Source organism: Paraburkholderia sp. GAS199 (assembly GCF_050436585.1).
Taxonomy (GTDB): domain Bacteria; phylum Pseudomonadota; class Gammaproteobacteria; order Burkholderiales; family Burkholderiaceae; genus Paraburkholderia.
This window is the reverse complement of the sequence record NZ_JBNDMM010000002.1, coordinates 867,883-885,788: the sequence shown is the minus strand read 5'-3', so window position 1 is coordinate 885,788 and position 17,906 is coordinate 867,883. Positions and strand designations below refer to the sequence as shown.

The following is a 17,906-nucleotide window of genomic DNA, read 5'->3' as shown; positions in this document are numbered from 1 at the left end:
CCTTACTCGATCGTCTCGATGACGCGGTTATGGTTCGTGTAGATGCACATGTCGCCGGCAATCTCCAGCGACTTCTCCACGATCTCGCGCGGCGATAGTTCGGTGTTCTGGGCGAGCGCGATGGCCGCAGCCTGAGCGTAAGAGCCGCCCGAACCGATCGCGCAGATGCCGCCTTCCGGGTCCAGCACGTCGCCGTTGCCGGTGATCACGAGGGTGGTGGTGGCGTCGGCCGTGATGAGCATGGCCTCGAGGCGGCGCAGCATGCGGTCGGTGCGCCAGTCTTTGGCGAGTTCGACGGCGGCGCGCGTCAGATTGCCTTGATGTTTTTCCAGCTTCGCCTCGAAACGGTCGAGCAGCGAAAAGGCGTCGGCCGTGCCGCCGGCGAAGCCGACCAGCACCTTGCCGTTGTAGATGCGCCGGACTTTCTTCGCACCGCCTTTCATGACGATGTTGCCCAGTGTCACCTGGCCGTCGCCGCCGAGCGCGACTTTATCGCCGCGGCGCACGGAAACGATCGTCGTGCCGTGAAATTGCTCCATATGCGTTCCTCTTTGCAAAACGGGTAAGACGCGGTGGCACGATGCACCACCGCATGAATCCTGAAAGCGGACGGCGCGTGACGACAAAACCGCCAGTCGGCGCGCGCTCGTTCAGCGCATGTCCGATTTATTTTAGGGCGTGCGCGGTCATATCAAGAGCCGGCGAATGGCATAAGACAAAAAACCCGCGAAAGACCGGTCGACAGATCGGCGAGACCCGGCATGGCTGGCCTTGAAGGCAAACTGAAAAACGCCTTGCGAAAGGGCGAATGCGCGAGCCAGGCGAATCAGTGGGAATAAGCGGGGGAATAAGTGCGGAACGAACGCCGTCAGGCGTCGCGCAAAAGAAAAAAGGCGCACGGAGCACCGTGCGCCTCTCGACGAAGCAGCGTAAAGGGGCGCGGAGCCGAAGCCGCGCCGCGGCGTTCAGTCGCCGAACAGCTTCTGGCGCAGTTCGCGGCGTTCCTGCGCTTCGAGCGACAGGGTGGCCGTGGGCCGTGCGAGCAGACGCGGAATACCGATCGGCTCGCCCGTTTCTTCGCACCAGCCGTAATCGCCAGAATCGATGCGCGCAATCGACTGCTGCACTTTCTTCAGCAGCTTGCGTTCGCGGTCGCGCGTGCGCAGTTCCAGCGCATGCTCTTCCTCGATCGTTGCACGATCGGCCGGGTCCGGCACGATTACCGTTTCGCGCAGGTTTTCGGTCGTCTGGCCGGCATTGCGGAGAATGTCCGCCTGCAGCTGTTCGAGCTTATTCTTGAAGAAAGCGAGCTGATCCTCATTCATGTAATCCTTGTCGCTCATCTTCAGGATTTCGGCTTCAGTCAAGAGTCGTTTCGTCGTCATCTGGCTTGCTTCTTCAATGTGAGGCAGAACTCATACATAGTGCCCGCACTTTCGTGTTGCCCGCAAAGGCGCCACGAGGACGCTAAACGCCAAGGCAGGCACGGACGATGGACCGTCGTGACGCCGAAGCGCCTGGCGCCCACGCGCCGGGCGTCGCTACGCCGTTGCGGGGCCGAACTCCTCTGGAAACCGGTTCTCAAATGCTCCTGAGGCATTGCTTGCCGGCAGCGTACCTGACACAGGCAAGTGCCAGCCGGCATTGTTGGCGTGTCTCCGGACAAGATTTTCCGGCGCCATTCAGGCCCGTCGCGCAATGCACGCTGATCGGGCAATTTGTTGTCATTCTCCAGTGGGGTCGTATTGTAACTGAATCACAATCCGCCACCGCAACTGGTGAAAATCCCGCCTCAACGCGTAGATATCCCGAAAATATAACGCGCGCACGACCAAAAAGCGATGGTCGTGCACGCTTTAATACAGCAGGGTTTTCACGCGCTTTTCACACGCACGACTTTTCAGTGAGCTTTCGTCGCCTGCAAATCATATTTCAGCAGACGATTCAAAGTGCGCAACTGACTACATCCGGTGATTTACGCGTATCAGCAGGACGCGTGCCGCGTCCTGCTGCGAGGCTCGAACGGCCGTTTAGACGAGGCAGGCGTCCAGACCGTCGGTGATCAGGTCTTGCGGCAGTTCGATGCCGATGAACACCATCTTGTTGGTCTTCTTTTCGGCCGGCATCCACTTGGCGGCCAGGTCGCTGCCCATCATCTGGTGCACGCCCTGGAACACCACTTTGCGGTCCACGCCCTTCATGTACAGCACGCCCTTGTAGCGCAGCAGACGCTCGCCGTAAATCTGCAGAATGCCGCCGAGGAAGTCTTCGAGCTTGTTCGGGTCGAACGGACGATCGTTGCGATAGACGAACGACTTGATCTTGTCGTCGTGGTGCGCGTGATGATGATGCGCGTGATCGTGGCCTTCATGGTCGCACTTGCCGTGATCGTGATCGCAATGGGCGTGGTCGTGATCGTCGTGCGTGTGGCCGTGCTCGTCGTGCGCGTGAGCGTGGCTGTGCGCGTGTTCGTCTTCGACCAGAAAGTCCGGATCGATCTCGAGCTTCGAATTCAGATTGAAGCCGCGCAGGTCGAAGATTTCCTTGATGTCCGCTTCGCCGAAATTGACGATCTTGATCGCCGCGCGCGGGTTCATGTGCAGCAAACGGTGACGCAGGTCGTCGAGATGCTTTTCGTCGACCGTGTCCGACTTGGTAATGAACAGGCGATCGGCGAAGCCGACCTGACGTTGCACCACTTCGTGTTCGTCGAGCTGGTGGTTCGCGTGCTTCGCGTCGACCAGCGTGATGATCGCGTCGAGCAGGAATTCGTTGGCGATCTGGTCGTCCATGAAGAACGTCTGCGCCACCGGACCCGGATTAGCCAGGCCGGTGGTTTCGATCACGACGCGATCGAAATCCAGTTCGCCGGACTGCTTCTTCGCGGCCAGATCGCCGAGCACGCGCGACAGGTCGCCGCGAATCGTGCAGCAGATGCAGCCGTTGCTCATCTGGATGATCTGCTCGGTGGTGTCCTGCACGAGAATTTCGTTGTCGATGTTCTCTTCGCCGAACTCGTTTTCGATCACGGCGATCTTCATGCCGTGCTTTTCGTTCAGGATGCGCTTGAGCAGGGTGGTTTTGCCGCTGCCGAGAAAGCCGGTCAGGATAGTGACTGGAATCATGGTGATCGCCTGTATGTACGTGAATCTATGCGTGATCGAAACAGCAGCGCCGACTTCGCGGCCCGCACCGCAACCCGAAGGTGCCGGGCGGGCGCCGCGAAAAGCGTCTGCGAATCCGGCTTGCCGGGCGTGACAGCCTGCTGGCGCACGGCCCGATCTAGCCGGATATTGAAACATATCTGCCGGACCGGTGCTCACGGCCGCCGCTGGGCCCGCTTCAGTGCCGGGCCGCCGGCACCGGAAATAGTCCTGCAAGTATGGGCGATCAGGCGATTTGCAACAGCAGGCCCTTCAGGTATTCGCCTTCCGGGAAAGCCGTGAGCAACGGATGGTCGACACCCGCGCCGAGGCGCTTGAGAATGCGTGCGTCGACGCGCGCGTCCGCCGCCGCGCCGGAGACGATCTTCTGGAACAACTCGGAGTCGATCGCGCCGGAGCACGAATAGGTGAACAACAGGCCGCCCGGACGCAGCAGCTTCAGGCCGGTCAGGTTGATGTCCTTGTAGGCGCGCGACGCGCGGTCCACGTGCTCGCGCGAAGGCGCGAACTTGGGCGGATCGAGCACGACCAGGTCGAAGCGCTCGCCTTCGTCGTGCAAACGGCGCAGCGTCTTGAAGGCGTCCGCGTCGAGCCAGGTGGCGCGCTCGGCGTCGAAGCCGTTGGCCGTCACGTTCTGCTGGGCGATCGCGAGGGCGTCGCCCGACGAATCGATCGACACCACGCGTTTGGCGCCGCCCTTGAGCGCAGCGAGCGAAAAGCCGCCGGTGTAGCAGAAGCAGTTCAGCACGTCGCGGTCTTTCGACAGTTCCTGCACCAGCAGACGGTTGTCACGCTGATCGACGTAGAAGCCCGTTTTGTGGCCGTTGCGCACGTCGACGTGATAACGCACGCCGTTTTCACTTGCAATCAGCGTGTCCGACGGCGCTTCGCCCGCCAGCACGCCGGTAATCTGCTCGAGGCCTTCTTTCTGGCGAATCGACACGTCCGAGCGTTCGTAGACGTTCGCGCAGCCGGTCGCGCCGGTCAGCGCGGCGACGATCGCCTCTTTCCACGCTTCCACGCCGGCCGCCATGAACTGACACACCAGCTGGCTGCGCTGGCCTTCGTCCTCGGCCGTGTAGTAATCGACGATCAGACCCGGCAGGCCGTCCGCTTCGCCGAAGATCAGACGCACAGCGCCGGTGTTGTGCACCATCGTCTGGCGATGGGCGAGCGCGCGTTGCACGCGGCGTTTGAAGAACGCGTGATCGATCGGCTCGCTTTCGTCGAAGCTCCACACGCGCGCGCGGATCTGCGATTGCGGGCTGTACGCGGCGCGCGCGAGAAAGCGGCCGTCGTGCGCGCGCACCAGCACGGTTGCGCCCGGCGCGGGATTGCCGTCGACGCGATCGATTGCGTTCGCATAGACCCACGGGTGGCGGCGCAGCAGCGACTTCTCTTTCGACGGTTTGAGCGTAACGATATTCATTGGGTAATCAACAGGTTCGGCCAGGCGACGAGGCGCCCTGGCGGGTGAAGCGAAAGCGGGAACTGTCGGGCCGCAAACGGCCGCGTCAGTCGCGTTTTTTGGCGCGTGGATGCGCCTGATCGTAGACGTGCGCGAGATGCTGGAAATCGAGCGCCGTGTACACCTGCGTCGCGGTAATGCTGGCGTGGCCGAGCAATTCCTGCACGGCGCGCAGATCGCCGCTCGACTGCAGCACGTGCGTGGCGAACGAGTGGCGCAAGACGTGCGGATGAACGTTGGCGGGAATACCGGCGACCAGCGCCGCGCGTTTCACGCGATCGCGCACGACGTTCGGTGAAAGCCGGTTGCCGCGCGCCGACAGAAACAGCGCATGCGGATCGTGCCGGACCATCTGGTCGCGCACGCCGAGCCACGCGTGCAAGGCTTCCAGCGCCTTGCTGCCGACCGGCACGACGCGGCGCCGGTTGCCCTTGCCGAGCACTTCCACTTCGGCGGAATCGAGTTTGAGCCAGCCGGCGGAGCGGTAGCCGTCGGCGTCCGCGAACCGGACGTCGAGGCCGACCAGCTCGGACAACCGCAAGCCCGACGAGTAGAACAGTTCGAGCATGGCGTGATCGCGCAGACCTTCGGCCGAGGCGTCCGCCGGACTTTCCATCAGGCGCGCGGCGTCGTCGACGGATAGTGCTTTGGGCAGCGCCTTGGGCTGCTTCGGCGCGCGCACCGTGGCGACCGGATTGGCCGGCAGATCGACGCGGCCGGCCAGCCAGCGGTAGAACGCACGCCACGCGGAAAGCCGGTGGCTGATCGAGCGCGCCGTCAGGCCGCCCGCGTGAGCGCGCGACACGGCGCCGCGCATATCCACTGCCGTGAGGCTTTCGAGCGGCCGACCCTTGGCGAGCAGCCTGAGTTCTTCGAGTTCGTGGGTGTAACCGCGCAACGTGTGCGCCGACAGGCGCCGCTCGTGTTCGAGATTCGACAGATAAGCGGCGATCGGGTCGGCGTCGGTCACGATGGGCTGGGGTGGCGGTCGGCTACGCTGGAAATCAGCGTGGCAGCAAACGGCTCAGCGCGGCACTGGCCAGAGCGCCGATCTGCGTGAGGAAGTCGGTGGCCATGCCGTCGTGGAAACGGCGCGCGTCGGCCGAGCCCATGACCAGCAGGCCGAACGTGGCCGCGTCTTCCTTGCCCTCGGGATCGCGCAGCGCGAGCAGCGCGATCGATTCGGTGACATGCTCTCCGGCGCTGCCGGCCGGCGCTTCCTCGCTGACGGCGGAAACCGCCGGCACCAGCCATTGCGCGGCTTCGAAGCCGGTATTTGCGCCGCAGTACGGCGTGGTGAGGCTATTGGCGAAAATACGCACTTCTTCGCCGACATGCCGGGCGAATTCCGCTTGCGCGTACGGCTCGGCGACGTCCCACACACGCAGCGCCGCTTGCGGCACGTCGAACACTTCGCGCAGACCGGTGGCGATGGTGCGTGGCAAGGAGTACGGATCGCGCTCGGCCATCACGCGGATGGTCCAGCGGTTGAATTTCGACGCGATGCTGTCGTTCTCGTGACCGTAACGCAGCAGTTCGGCGAGACGGCGTTCGAGGTGCTTGTTCTTGTCGCGCAGCATTTCCATCTGCCGTTCCTGCAGCGACACCGCGGCTTTGCCGTGCGGGTTCGCAAGCCGGATCGTCGCGAGCATTTCCGCGTGTTCGGCGAAGAATTCGGGGTTGGCGAGCAGATATTCGGCGACTTCGCGATCGTTCATGGTTTCGGCTAAAGGACTACGGGACGACGCCTTGCGGCGGCGCATCGGTCAATGAGTTCAATGCGCCGACCAGCGCCGCGAAGTGCGGCCGCTCGTCGGCTCTGATTCGGACCACCTGTCTGCTACTCGGGGGCGCCGGATCGGTCGTGCGGGTATTGCTGTTCTGCGCTGCCCGTTCAGTCGGCCAGTTCGATCTCGCCCTGAAACACGGTTGCCGCCGGGCCGGCCATGAAGAGCGGCGTATCTTGCTGCGCGAGGTCCCACGTGATGGTCAGCTTGCCGCCGTGCGTGTGCACCAGCACCGGCGCATCCAGCAGCCCGCGGCGAATGCCTGCGGCCACCGCCGCGCAAGCGCCCGTGCCGCACGCAAGCGTCTCGCCCGCGCCGCGTTCGTAGACGCGCAATTTGATTTCGCTACGGCCGACGATCTGCATGAAACCCGCGTTCACACGTTGCGGAAAGCGCGCATGACGCTCGATGACCGGACCTTCGACCAGGACCGGGAATTTCTCGACGTCGTCCACCACCTGAACTGCGTGCGGATTGCCCATCGAGACTACCGACACCCAGCGTGTCGTGCCGTTGACGTCGAGTGGCCAGAGCGTGTCCGCGCCTTCGCGGCGACCTTCGATACCCTTGGTGGCGAACGGCACGCGTTCCGGATCGAACACCGGCGCGCCCATGTCGACCAGCACTTCGCCGTTTTCCTGCATGGTGAGCGTGATGGTGCCGTTCTGCACCTGCACGCGCACGGTGCGTTTGTCGGTCAGACCCGTGTCGCGCACGAATTTGACGAAGCAGCGCGCGCCGTTGCCGCAATGCTCGACCTCACCGCCGTCGCAATTGAAGATGCGGTATCTGAAATCGACGCCTTCGATGCTCGGTCGTTCGACCAGCAGCAATTGATCGGCGCCGACGCCGAAATGCCGGTCCGCGAGCGAGCGCACCTGCGCCGGCGTCAGGTTGACCGGTTGGGTGTAGCCGTCGAGCACGACGAAGTCGTTGCCCGCGCCGTGCATTTTGGTGAATTTCAGTTTCATCACGCTATTGTAAGTGACGCACCCGCAGGTGCGCCTAACGTCGATTGAATTTGCACTTCTGCTGCCGCCAGCCGCGCGAGAGTCAATAAAAGCTCGGGTCGCCCGGCGGACGCGTCTTGAAACGCTTGTGAACCCAGTAATACTGCTCGGGCATCAGCGGGATCTGCTCTTCGAGGAACGCGTTCATGCGGCGGGCGTCGGCGTCGTCGTCGCCGGTCGGATAGTTGTCCCACGGCTTGAAGACTTTCAGGCGATAGCCCTTGTAGTTCGGCAGCACCTCGCCGATGAACGGCACGACCTGCGCGTGTCCGACTTTCGCCAGCCGGCCGACGGCGGTCAGCGTGCAGGTCGGCACGCCAAAGAACGGCACGAACGTCGAGTTGCGCGCACCGTAATCCATGTCGGCGCCGAGCATCACCGGTTTGCGGTCGCGCAGCCAGCGCAGCACGATGCGCGCGCTGTCGGCGCGGCTCGCCATGTCCGCGCCGAAACGCGCGCGTGCCGCCTTGGCCACTTCCTCGAGTTCGGGGTTCGACATGGGCTGATACAGCGAGCCGCATTGGCGCTTGAGCGAGTAGTTCAGAAAGATCGACCCTGCTTCGATGCCGACGAAGTGCAGGCCCAGGAACAGCGTGGGCGGCAGATTCGGATCGGTGAGGTCGATCGCGCTGTCGAGCTGGATCAGCTTTTCGAGCTTCTTCGCCGAGCCGAACCATTGCACGCTGCGCTCCAGATAGCTGCGGATGGCGTGCCGGAAATGCTTCTGCGCGACTTCTTCACGCCGCTCTTCGCTCCATTCCGGAAAACACAGCTTCAGATTGATGTGAACAATGCGCTTGCGGCGGCTCGGAATCTGGTAAAGCAGCCAGCCGAGGCCGTCGCCGAGACGAGCCACCAAGCCATAGGGAAGAAGCGCAAACAGTTTCAGCAAGCCGATTGCGAGCTTCGCGCCGTAACGGCTCAGCATGCGGCCTCCCGCATGGAAACAGGGCGGGCGCATGAGCCGCCGCGCGTGACTGATTCAAGAAAAGCGTATGAGTTGACGTAATACCGCACTCGTGGACACTCTGTGACAAACAAAGGAAGTCGCTATAATAAGGGCTTCGCCGAGTTAATAGACAACTTGCGGGGCGAAGCCAGCGGGTGTGAAGCGCGTTATCAAACGCGAATTACGCCCAACGGTAAGGTAATCCGCTAAAGCGTCGCCGCTTCAAGGCTCCCGAAGCTGGCTACGTGAAACTCAACCGTAACCACACAAAAGGAGTCTGCAACGTGGCAAACGACTATCTCTTCACTTCCGAATCCGTCTCCGAAGGCCATCCCGACAAAGTCGCGGATCAGATCTCGGACGCCATTCTCGACGCCATCCTGGCGCAAGACAAATACTCGCGCGTAGCGGCGGAAACGCTGTGCAACACGGGTCTGGTCGTGCTGGCCGGTGAAATCACCACCACGGCGAACGTCGACTACATCCAGGTCGCGCGCAATACGATCAAGCGCATCGGCTACGACAACACCGACTACGGCATCGACTACCGCGGCTGCGCCGTGCTGGTCGCGTACGACAAGCAGTCGCCGGACATCGCCCAAGGCGTGGACCGCGCGCACGACAACAACCTCGATCAAGGCGCTGGCGACCAGGGCCTGATGTTCGGTTACGCGTGCGAAGAAACGCCGGAACTGATGCCGCTGCCGATCCACCTGTCGCACCGTCTGGTCGAGCGTCAGGCTAATCTGCGCCGCGACGGCCGTCTGCCGTGGCTGCGTCCGGATGCGAAGTCGCAGGTCACCGTGCGTTACGTCGACGGCAAGCCGCACGCCATCGACACCGTGGTGCTGTCCACGCAGCATTCGCCGGACATCGATCTGGACACGCTGCGCGAAGCCGTGATCGAAGAAGTGATCAAGCCGACGCTGCCGGCCGACCTCATCAAGGGCGACATCAAGTTCCTCGTGAACCCGACTGGCCGTTTCGTGATTGGTGGTCCGCAAGGCGATTGCGGCCTGACCGGCCGCAAGATCATCGTCGACACGTACGGCGGCGCTGCGCCGCACGGCGGCGGCGCGTTTTCGGGCAAGGATCCTTCGAAGGTCGACCGTTCGGCTGCCTACGCCGGCCGTTATGTCGCGAAGAACATCGTGGCTGCTGGTCTGGCGTCGCGCTGCCTGATCCAGGTGTCGTACGCAATCGGCGTTGCTCAACCGACTTCGGTAATGGTCAACACGTTCGGCACGGGCCGCGTGTCGGATGCAACCATCACGCGTCTGGTGCAGGAACATTTCGACCTGCGTCCGAAGGGCATCATCCAGATGCTCGACCTGCTGCGCCCGATCTATGAAAAGAGCGCGGCCTACGGTCACTTCGGCCGCGAAGAGCCGGAATTCACGTGGGAAGCCACCGACAAGGCTCTGGCACTCGCCGAAGCCGCCGGCACGGAACCGGTTGTCGCGCTCGCAGAATAAGCGCGCGCTTCACTAGACAAAAACCCCGCCGGCGCAAGCCGTGCGGGGTTTTTTATCGCCGTCGCTCACTGACGACGCGTTGACGTTTTGCGCGGACAACGCTGCCGGGCCGCGCCCTGCGATCGCCGCCAGCATCTGCTTCGACCGCGAAAGTCTTGTCTAACGGCTCGCGAACGTGAAGGCGAACCAGCCGGTGCTGCCATTCGTCGACGCACGTCGCGGACGGCGCGTCGAACTACGCGGCGCCACGACGGCGTCGCGGCGCGGAGCGCTCAGACGAAGCGGCGTCGGTTTGCGCAGCAGCGTGCGCAGCGAAAAACGACGCGTGCTGCCTTGCAGACGCAGCGCCGAGAAGAACGTGTGGAACCAGGTGCGGACGCTGTCCACGGCCTTTGCATCGCGCCATTGCGCGCCGAGGGCGCGTGTGCGGGTGGCATGGTGGCGCAAGGCGCGGACGACATGGCGGCGGGCAGGACGCGCCGCTTTAAGTGCTGCGCGGGTGAGACGGGTATTCAAAAGAGTATGCATGGCTTCACAGGTTGGCAATGTGTCGCGCGACGGAGGGTGCGCCATCTGGAGCACCAAATGTGCCAATGGCGGCAGCGTCGCGGACGGCGCGAAAGCCCTGAAAACGTCGAAAGAGAGCACGAAATGCGGCGGGCGCGGGCTTGGTGGCCATTGCGTGCCGGAAAAATGCGGTTGTAGCGGTCAACATGCGAGCAGGCTACACGCGAATCGTGACGTCAGAAAGTCCGTTTTTACCCTGCGATTAAGGGTTTTTACGGGGTAATTCGCGGTAATACAGTGTCAGAACATGCCGAGCGCGACCGTTCTTCGTGCGTGCTTGCCCCGTCGAAGTGCCGCGTAGCGCGCTCGGGCGCCTGAAAGTAGTGCGTAAGGTGGCAGTTTGCAGAAAGCGAATCCCCGCGCAGTCCGATCGCGCCCGTTTTACAATCGAGCATCAGCCAGTCGAAAGTAACGGAACACCATGTCACTTCACTCGAAGAAAGAGCAGATTCAAACACTGCGGGAGCAAGGATTCGTCGTCGTGCCAGGATTGGTGCCGGCCGAACGTTGCAGTGAGTTGAAGCAGATTGCCGAGCGCCAGTTGCTGGAAGCGGCGGAGCCGATCGAGTTCGAAGCCGACTTGCGTTATCCGGGCGCACCGGAATCCAAGTACGCGCCGGGCGGCCATACGGTGCGCCGATTGCTGGACGCATACGGACGCCATCCCGCATTCGCTCAATGGGCGACCGCGCCCGAAATTCGCGGCTGGATGGAGCTTTACTTCGGTGAAGAACCGCGCCTGTCGCGCGCGCATCACAACTGCATGATGACCAAGCATCCAGCGTACGGCAGCCTGACGGGCTGGCATCGGGATGTGCGGTACTGGTCGTTCGAGCGCGACGATCTGGTGTCGGTCTGGCTGGCCGTCGGGGCCGAAAAGGTGGACAACGGCGCGTTGTGGCTGGTGCCGAAGTCGCACAACGCGACTTTCACGTCCGATCGTTTCGACGAAGCCAAATTCTTCCGTTCCGATCTGGAAGAAAATCAGGCGTTGATTCGTACGGCGGTTTCGCCGGAACTGCAACCGGGCGACGTGGTGTTCTTCCACTGCAACACGCTGCATTCGGCCGGCAAGAACCTCAGCGACCAGGTGAAGTTCTCGCTCGTGTACACCTATCACGGCGCGAGCAATGTGCCGTTGCCGGGAACGCGCTCGGCCGCGAAGCCGGAAATCGCCTTCTAGTTTTTACGCAAGCGCCGTTAGCGCTTGCGGCCCGACAGCGCGAGGCCGGTGAGGCCTGCAATCGTCGCAATCACACCGCCCACGATCAGCATGATCGCCTTGTTGGTCGGCGATCCGGTGAAGACGCGCGACACTTCGCTGCTCACCGAGTTGAACGCCTGTCCGCCGAAATACAGCAACACGATACCGCCGACAATCAGCGCGATGGAAATCGCTTTCGTCATGAACTTCTCTCTCTAGGGGCTTCGACCGGCCAGAGTGTAGGGGAGCGTTCCGAGGTCGTCCATCCCGCATACTGGGCGTCTGCAGGCATCGCCTCGATTGGCTAACATAGCGGTCTCGCTTCACCTCCATAAAAACAAGATTCTGCAAGCCTCCCGCAGCATGTGAACTCCTCACGCCCGCACTCGCGTCGGGCCACTTCACCATCAAGGACTCTAGCAATGGCTTACGAAGCAGCTTCAGAACGCTATTCGGACATGCAGTACCGCGTTAGCGGCAAGTCGGGCCTCAAGCTGCCGGCACTGTCGCTCGGTCTGTGGCACAACTTCGGCGACACCACGCCGATTTCCACGCAACGCGACATTCTGCGCACGGCATTCGACCTGGGTATCACGCACTTCGACCTGGCCAACAACTACGGCCCTCCGTACGGCAGCGCGGAAACCAACTTCGGCCGTCTTTTCAAGGACGACTTCAAGCCGTATCGCGACGAACTGCTCATTTCGTCGAAGGCGGGCTGGGATATGTGGCCGGGTCCGTATGGCCAGGGCGGCGGTTCGCGTAAATACGTGCTGGCGAGTCTCGATCAGAGCCTGCAGCGCATGGGCCTCGATTACGTCGACATTTTCTATTCGCATCGCTTCGATGCCGATACGCCGCTCGAAGAAACCGCGGGCGCGCTGGCGAGCGCCGTGCAGCAGGGCAAGGCGCTGTACATCGGTATTTCGTCGTACTCCGCCACCAAAACGCTGGAAATGGCGAAGCTGCTTGCCGAGTACAAGGTGCCGCTGCTGATCCATCAACCGGCGTACAACATGCTCAACCGCTGGATCGAGCATGAACTGCTCGATACGCTGGAGAAGGTCGGCGCGGGCACGATTGCGTTCACGCCGCTCGCGCAAGGTCTGTTGACCGGCAAGTATCTGAATGGCGTGCCGGACGACGCGCGCGTCAACAAACCCGGTGGCGGTTCGCTCAAGCAGGAACACCTGAGCGAGCAGAACATTGAACACGTGCGCAAGCTCAACGACATCGCGCAGCGTCGCGGACAAAGCCTCGCGCAAATGGCGCTCGCGTGGGCACTGCGCGATCCGCGCGTGACGTCCGTGCTGATCGGCGCGAGTCGTGCGGAGCAGGTGCGCGAGAATGTCGGCGCGCTGAAGAACCTCGCGTTCTCGAAAGAGGAACTCGCGGAGATCGACCGTTACGCGACGGAAGGCGGCATCAACCTGTGGGAAAAGCCGTCGACGGATCAGGCCATCTAAAGCCTGCGTCGGAATGAAAAAAGCCGCCTCAGGGCGGCTTTTTTTGTGCGTGTGATTCACTTAGCGTCGAACAATCGCGCGAGGTCCGAATACGACCGCAAGCGCGATCACAAACGCGCAGACCACACTCGCCCCACGCTGCGAATCACGTCGCAGCGCTTCGGCTGGCCCGACGTTCTGCTACACCAGCGCCGGCAGTCCTTCGACCAGCACGACCGCGAACACGACGCCGATGAGCGCGCCAAGCACACGCAGCGCGTTGTGCCGCAACTCGGTTTTGCACGGTAGCGCCCCGACAAACAATGCGCCAGCCAGCGCCATCGGAATCACCAGGATGAAGTCGCCAATCGTGAAATAGGTCGTCATACTCGTCTCCTTTTTATTGCCTCCCGGGCAGCGGCTCGGTTTTGTGGAGTCATGCACTGCCAAGGCTCGATTCGAGTATAGGTGACGCGTGATGCGACGTAACGCTGCTTTGCCGCGTTGCAGCGCGTATTCGCAAGGCGCTGAACCCGATGGCGCAAGGCCGTTCGGTTTGGCGCAGCGCAGCAAATACGCCACCGGCTTGTGAAGCGTTTGCTTACACAGGCCTTACTTTTCGTGACGATTCCATGCGCGCTGGGTCGCGCGCGCGATTACGCGGCGACCCGTTCGCGCTCGCGCAGACGCAGCGTTGCGATGAGTCCGAGCACGAGCAGGCCACCGACGAGTCCCGTCACGCCGTTCCAGCCGTAATTCGCCCACACGTGGCCGCCGTACGATCCAATCACGCTGGAGCCCAGGTAGTAGGCGAGCAGATACAGCGCTGCGGCCTGTCCTTTTGCCTCTTTCGCCAGACGTCCCACCCAGCCGCTCGCGACGGAATGCCCGGCAAAAAAGCCGAACGTCACGCACGCGATGCCTGCGGCAATCGCTGCCAGCGGATGCAGCATGGTGAGGCCGAGACCGACGAGCATCAGCAGAAGACTCGCCGTCAACACGCGCGCGCGGCCAAAGGTATCGGCCATGCGTCCCGACCATGGCGAGGCCACCACGCCCGTCAGATAAACCACGAAAATCGCGCCGATCTCGGTCTGGCTGAGCTGATACGGCGGCGCGAGCAAACGGAAGCCGATGTAGTTGTACAGGGTCACGAAGCTGCCCATCAGCACGAAGCCGAGCAGAAAAAGCCACGGCAGGCCGGGTCGCGTGAACTGCTTGAGCAGCGCGCTGCGGTGATGCGTGAAGCCGAGACCACGGCGCGGCACGAAATGGCGTGACGGCGGCAGTAGCGCGCGAAACGCGAGCATCGACAGAACGCCGAGTACGCCGATCGTGCCGATCGCCACGCGCCACGAAAACAGATCCGCGACGATACCGGTGATGACGCGTCCCGCCATCCCGCCGATCGCCGTTCCGCCCACGTACAGACCCATGGCGAGACCGAGGCCGTCCGGATGGACTTCCTCGGCGAGATAAGCCATCGCGACGGCCGGCACGCCGCCGAGCGCGAGCCCTTCGAGCATGCGCAACACGAGCAGTTGATGCCAATGCGGCGCGAACGAGACGCCGACGGTCAGCAGCGCCGAGACTGTCAGCGACAGCGTCATCAGCTTGTGACGGCTCCAGCCTTCCGAGACGAAGCCCGCGACGAAGATCGCCAGTGCGAGCGCCGCAGTGGTGAACGACAGCGAAAGACTGCTTTGCGCCGGCGTGACATCGAACGCCGCCGAAAATGCGGGGAGCAGCGGCTGCACGCAATACAGCAGCGAGAAGGTCGCGTAACCGGCGAATAGAAGCGCGATGCTGGCGCGCCAGTAGGCGCGCGTGCCACGTTCGAGATAGGGAATGTCGGACACGGCGGACGGTGTGGAAGCGTGTGAAGTGGAAGGAACAGCCGAAGCAGCAGTCCGGTGGGATTCCGGCGATGCGGTCACAAAAAATCTCCCTTGGGGAATGCGAGCGTAGTCAAATTGTTTAAGGATACGCTGAAAACATTTCCGGGGACGGCGACCCGTGCAAAGCCGCCGCGCAAAGCCTTGGCGAAGCGGCCTGCTAACCGTGCGCCGCCGTCCCGCTCGCCGATGCGTCCGGATGCACGATCTGCTCGTCCGTCGGCAGCGTGGAGCTGTCCCAGCCGCCGCCTAGCGCCTTGATCAGCGCGACGCTTGCAGCCATTCGCCGGCGCGCGATCGACACGGCATTGCGTTCGTTCGTGAGCGCCGTGGTTTGCGCAACCACGACGTCGAGATACGTGATCGCGCCGTTTTTGTACCGATTGGATACCACGGCGAGCGAGCGCTGAGCGGCTGTCACGGCGTCGTCCTGGGCGGCGGCTTCTTCTTCGAGCACGCGCAGCGCCGCGAGATTGTCTTCGACCTGACCGAAGGCGTTCAGCACCGTTTGCCGGTACTGCGCGACGCTTTCGTCGTAATGCGCGCGTGCCTGCTCTTTCACCGACGCCCGGCCGCCGAAGTCCAGCAGCGTTCCCGCGAGACTCGGACCGAGCGACCACAGACGGCTCGGCGCCAGCAGCCACTGGCTGAAGTTGGTCGCTTCGAGACCGCCGGTGACCGACAGAACGAGGTTCGGGAAGAACGCCGCCGTCGCCACGCCGATCTGCGCGTTCATGTCGGCGACGCGCCGCTCGGCGGCGGCAATATCGGGCCGACGTTCGAGCAGCGCGGACGGCACACCGGTTGCCGCCACCACCGGCACGGCCGCGAGCGGCGCAACCGGCAGCGAAAACGTCGAAGGAGATTGGCCAGTCAGGATCGCAATGGCGTGTTCGAGTTGCGCGCGTTGCACGCCGAGGTCGAGCGCCTGCGCCTGGGTCGTCTTGAGTTGGGTCTGTGCCTGCGCGACATCGGCGTCCGTGGCGATGCCGCCGGCGTAGCGGTGCTGCGTCAGATCGAGCGCTTCCTTGTAGGCCGTGATCGTGGCGTCGAGTAGTTGGCGCTCCTGATCGAGACCGCGCAGCTCGAAGTAATCCGTGGCCAGTTCGGCCTGCATCGAGAGCAAGGCGGCCTGTGCGTCGGCGGCGCTGGCTTGCGCTTCGGCTTTCGCGCCTTCGACGCTGCGCGATACCCGGCCCCACAGATCCGGCTCCCATGACGCGTCGGCTTGCACGAGATAGTCGTTCAGCGTGAGACCGGCAGTCGATTTATGCAGCACGTTCGCCGACGACCGCGCGCGCGAATAATCGCCGCCCGCGGTGACGAGCGGGAAGAAGCTCGACCGGTATTGCGCGACGGTCGCACGGGCGGCGCGAAAGCGCGCCTCGGCGGCCTGCACGTTCTGGTTGGCCGTCGCGACCTGCTGTTCGAGCGCATCGAGCGACGGGTCCGCGTAGACGCTCCACCATGCGCCGCGCGCGATCGTGTCGGCGGGTTGGGCGGGTTTCCAGCCGCTGCCGTCGAGTTCCTTGTACGTGGCGGCGCTCGTGGTGGGCGGCTTCACGTAGTCCGGGCCCATGGTGCAGGCCGCGAGCGAAACGGTCAGCGAAGCGGCCAGCGCCACGGCCGCCACGGCCCGTGCGTCGGCACGACGAACCAGGCGCGCGTTCACTTCGCCTCCGTCGCTTTGGCGGCGACGACCCTGACCGGCGCACCGTCGACGATCGAGTCCTGCGGATTCAGAATCACGCGCTCGTCGCCGTGGAGGCCGGACGCAACCGCGACGCGCGTGCCGAAGTCCGTGCCGAGCGCGACCGGCATCAGTTTCACCTTGCTCTGTGCGTCGACCACGGCGACCTTCACGCCGTCCGGTCGGAACAGGAACGCATTGCCGGGCAGCGTGAAGGGCGCGGCGCCAGTGCCGAGCGCGAAATGCACTTGCGCATAGGCGCCCGGCAGCAGGTCGCCGTTGCGATTGTCGACATCCACTTCCACGAGCATCGTGCGCTGCTGCGCATCGACGGCGCCGGCCGTGCGCGCTACCGTGCCAGGATAGTGTTTCGTCGGCGTTTCGGTCAGCGTCAGAAAGGCGCTCTGCTGCGCGCGGACCTGCTGCGCATAGGCCTGCGGCACGTTCACGTACACACGCAGACGGTCGGCCTGCGCGACATGGAACAGTTCCTTGGCCGGGCCGCCCGCGCTGCCCGCGTCGATCAACGCGCCGACGTCCACGTTGCGCGCCGTCACCGTGCCGTCGAACGGGGCGTAGACCTTCTGGAACGACTGCGTCTTTTCGAGCCGCGCGACGTTGAAGCGCGCGGCGTCGAGCGTGGCTTTTTTCGCGAGCATGTCGCCCACTTTTTCGTCGGTTTCCTGCTTCGACACCGACTTGCTTTGCAGCATGTCGGTCCAGCGGTCGGCGGTGCTTTTCGCCAGCGCGTAGTTGGCATTTGCATTCGCGAGGTCGGCGCGCGCGGCGCGAAGCTGGTCGTCCACTTCAGGCGTGTCGATCTCCGCGAGCAGCTGACCGTTCTTCACCTTCGCGCCGATGTCCGCGTACCACTTCTTCAGATAACCGTTGGTGCGCGCGTAGATCGGCGTGTCGAGAAAAGCCTGCACGTTGCCGGGCAAAACCAGATCGAGCCCGGCAGTCGATTTCTGCGGATGCACGATTTCGACGCTCATCTGACTCACATGCTCGGCGTCGCGCTCGAGTGCCGCGTGCGCGTCGTGACGCGACCAGATACCTTGTGCGGCGAGCGCGATCACGACCACGGTCACCGCGGCGAAGATCCAGCGCGAGCGCTTTCCCGTTGCCGTGTCACGTATTGCGTTGGACTCATCGTCCGGACGTTTTCCTTCCATCAAACTTCCCCTGTCGGGCCGGGCAGACGCTTCGGCGTCATGCTCGCGGCCCATTGCAAAATGATTGCTGTGCGAAT

17 protein-coding genes are annotated in these 17,906 nt (G+C 63.2%); 3 read left to right on the top strand and 14 right to left on the bottom strand.

From position 1 onward, the window contains the following. Nucleotides 1-2: 2 nt before the first annotated feature. The 8 genes from hslV to P3T18_RS10005 form a co-directional block, all read right to left on the bottom strand. The gene (gene hslV / locus P3T18_RS10040; RefSeq protein WP_429299750.1) at nt 3-539 is read right to left on the bottom strand and encodes an ATP-dependent protease subunit HslV; all 537 of its coding nucleotides are present in this window, start codon (nt 537-539) and stop codon (nt 3-5) included. A gap of 426 nt (nt 540-965) precedes the next feature. Next, nucleotides 966-1,385 (bottom strand): RNA polymerase-binding protein DksA, encoded by a 420-nt coding sequence (gene dksA / locus P3T18_RS10035; protein WP_012431412.1) that lies wholly within the window; start codon nt 1,383-1,385, stop codon nt 966-968. A 645-nt stretch (nt 1,386-2,030) separates the two neighbouring features. Beyond that, complete coding sequence (locus tag P3T18_RS10030) at nt 2,031-3,125, bottom strand: CobW family GTP-binding protein (RefSeq protein ID WP_429299749.1); 1,095 nt, start codon at nt 3,123-3,125, stop codon at nt 2,031-2,033. 265 nt (nt 3,126-3,390) lie between these two features. Continuing rightward, nucleotides 3,391-4,593, bottom strand: coding sequence for a class I SAM-dependent rRNA methyltransferase (locus tag P3T18_RS10025; RefSeq protein WP_429299748.1), 1,203 nt, complete (start codon nt 4,591-4,593; stop codon nt 3,391-3,393). Between the two features lie 85 nt (nt 4,594-4,678). Beyond that, complete coding sequence (xerC, locus tag P3T18_RS10020; protein ID WP_429299747.1) at nt 4,679-5,602, bottom strand: tyrosine recombinase XerC; 924 nt, start codon at nt 5,600-5,602, stop codon at nt 4,679-4,681. 34 nt (nt 5,603-5,636) lie between these two features. Next, nucleotides 5,637-6,350: a DUF484 family protein gene (locus P3T18_RS10015; RefSeq protein WP_429299746.1), complete on the bottom strand. Its 714-nt coding sequence runs from the start codon at nt 6,348-6,350 to the stop codon at nt 5,637-5,639. 176 nt (nt 6,351-6,526) lie between these two features. Then, the gene (dapF, locus tag P3T18_RS10010) at nt 6,527-7,390 is read right to left on the bottom strand and encodes a diaminopimelate epimerase (protein WP_429299745.1); all 864 of its coding nucleotides are present in this window, start codon (nt 7,388-7,390) and stop codon (nt 6,527-6,529) included. An 82-nt stretch (nt 7,391-7,472) separates the two neighbouring features. Further along, nucleotides 7,473-8,357, bottom strand: a complete 885-nt coding sequence (locus P3T18_RS10005; protein ID WP_429299744.1) for a lipid A biosynthesis lauroyl acyltransferase — start codon at nt 8,355-8,357, stop codon at nt 7,473-7,475. Nucleotides 8,358-8,662: 305 nt separating this feature from the next. Here P3T18_RS10005 and metK point away from each other — a divergent pair, with 305 nt between their 5' ends. Next, entirely contained in the window at nt 8,663-9,853 is a 1,191-nt protein-coding gene (gene metK / locus P3T18_RS10000) for a methionine adenosyltransferase (RefSeq protein ID WP_429299743.1), read from the top strand. Between the two features lie 159 nt (nt 9,854-10,012). Here the strand turns inward: metK and P3T18_RS09995 are convergent, their stop codons facing one another. After that, nucleotides 10,013-10,381: a hypothetical protein gene (locus P3T18_RS09995; protein ID WP_429300084.1), complete on the bottom strand. Its 369-nt coding sequence runs from the start codon at nt 10,379-10,381 to the stop codon at nt 10,013-10,015. A 460-nt stretch (nt 10,382-10,841) separates the two neighbouring features. Here P3T18_RS09995 and P3T18_RS09990 point away from each other — a divergent pair, with 460 nt between their 5' ends. Further along, nucleotides 10,842-11,603, top strand: a complete 762-nt coding sequence (locus tag P3T18_RS09990) for a phytanoyl-CoA dioxygenase family protein (protein WP_429299742.1) — start codon at nt 10,842-10,844, stop codon at nt 11,601-11,603. A 17-nt stretch (nt 11,604-11,620) separates the two neighbouring features. Here the strand turns inward: P3T18_RS09990 and P3T18_RS09985 are convergent, their stop codons facing one another. Further along, nucleotides 11,621-11,827 carry a DUF3185 family protein gene (locus P3T18_RS09985; RefSeq protein WP_429299741.1) on the bottom strand — a complete coding sequence of 69 codons (207 nt, stop codon included), beginning with the start codon at nt 11,825-11,827 and terminating at the stop codon, nt 11,621-11,623. Between the two features lie 219 nt (nt 11,828-12,046). Here P3T18_RS09985 and mgrA point away from each other — a divergent pair, with 219 nt between their 5' ends. Further along, on the top strand, nt 12,047-13,090 hold the full coding sequence (gene mgrA, locus P3T18_RS09980) for an L-glyceraldehyde 3-phosphate reductase (protein ID WP_429299740.1): 1,044 nt from the start codon (nt 12,047-12,049) through the stop codon (nt 13,088-13,090). Nucleotides 13,091-13,270: 180 nt separating this feature from the next. Here the strand turns inward: mgrA and P3T18_RS09975 are convergent, their stop codons facing one another. The 4 genes from P3T18_RS09975 to P3T18_RS09960 form a co-directional block, all read right to left on the bottom strand. After that, nucleotides 13,271-13,456, bottom strand: coding sequence for a hypothetical protein (locus tag P3T18_RS09975; protein WP_120297341.1), 186 nt, complete (start codon nt 13,454-13,456; stop codon nt 13,271-13,273). A gap of 269 nt (nt 13,457-13,725) precedes the next feature. After that, nucleotides 13,726-15,006 carry an MFS transporter gene (locus P3T18_RS09970; protein ID WP_429299739.1) on the bottom strand — a complete coding sequence of 427 codons (1,281 nt, stop codon included), beginning with the start codon at nt 15,004-15,006 and terminating at the stop codon, nt 13,726-13,728. 118 nt (nt 15,007-15,124) lie between these two features. Beyond that, entirely contained in the window at nt 15,125-16,597 is a 1,473-nt protein-coding gene (locus P3T18_RS09965) for an efflux transporter outer membrane subunit (protein ID WP_429300083.1), read from the bottom strand. 35 nt (nt 16,598-16,632) lie between these two features. Further along, nucleotides 16,633-17,829: an efflux RND transporter periplasmic adaptor subunit gene (locus tag P3T18_RS09960; protein WP_429299738.1), complete on the bottom strand. Its 1,197-nt coding sequence runs from the start codon at nt 17,827-17,829 to the stop codon at nt 16,633-16,635. Between the last annotated feature and the right edge of the window lie 77 nt (nt 17,830-17,906).

What these genes read in the sequence shown, in the direction of transcription:
- hslV (WP_429299750.1), bottom strand. Translation starts at nt 539, where the DNA reads ATGGAGCAATTTCACGGCACGACGATCGTTTCCGTGCGCCGCGGCGAT.
- dksA (WP_012431412.1), bottom strand. Translation starts at nt 1,385, where the DNA reads ATGACGACGAAACGACTCTTGACTGAAGCCGAAATCCTGAAGATGAGC.
- P3T18_RS10030 (WP_429299749.1), bottom strand. Translation starts at nt 3,125, where the DNA reads ATGATTCCAGTCACTATCCTGACCGGCTTTCTCGGCAGCGGCAAAACC.
- P3T18_RS10025 (WP_429299748.1), bottom strand. Translation starts at nt 4,593, where the DNA reads ATGAATATCGTTACGCTCAAACCGTCGAAAGAGAAGTCGCTGCTGCGC.
- P3T18_RS10015 (WP_429299746.1), bottom strand. Translation starts at nt 6,350, where the DNA reads ATGAACGATCGCGAAGTCGCCGAATATCTGCTCGCCAACCCCGAATTC.
- dapF (WP_429299745.1), bottom strand. Translation starts at nt 7,390, where the DNA reads ATGAAACTGAAATTCACCAAAATGCACGGCGCGGGCAACGACTTCGTC.
- P3T18_RS10005 (WP_429299744.1), bottom strand. Translation starts at nt 8,357, where the DNA reads ATGCTGAGCCGTTACGGCGCGAAGCTCGCAATCGGCTTGCTGAAACTG.
- P3T18_RS09995 (WP_429300084.1), bottom strand. Translation starts at nt 10,381, where the DNA reads ATGCATACTCTTTTGAATACCCGTCTCACCCGCGCAGCACTTAAAGCG.
- P3T18_RS09990 (WP_429299742.1), top strand. Translation starts at nt 10,842, where the DNA reads ATGTCACTTCACTCGAAGAAAGAGCAGATTCAAACACTGCGGGAGCAA.
- P3T18_RS09985 (WP_429299741.1), bottom strand. Translation starts at nt 11,827, where the DNA reads ATGACGAAAGCGATTTCCATCGCGCTGATTGTCGGCGGTATCGTGTTG.
- mgrA (WP_429299740.1), top strand. Translation starts at nt 12,047, where the DNA reads ATGGCTTACGAAGCAGCTTCAGAACGCTATTCGGACATGCAGTACCGC.
- P3T18_RS09975 (WP_120297341.1), bottom strand. Translation starts at nt 13,456, where the DNA reads ATGACGACCTATTTCACGATTGGCGACTTCATCCTGGTGATTCCGATG.
- P3T18_RS09960 (WP_429299738.1), bottom strand. Translation starts at nt 17,829, where the DNA reads ATGGAAGGAAAACGTCCGGACGATGAGTCCAACGCAATACGTGACACG.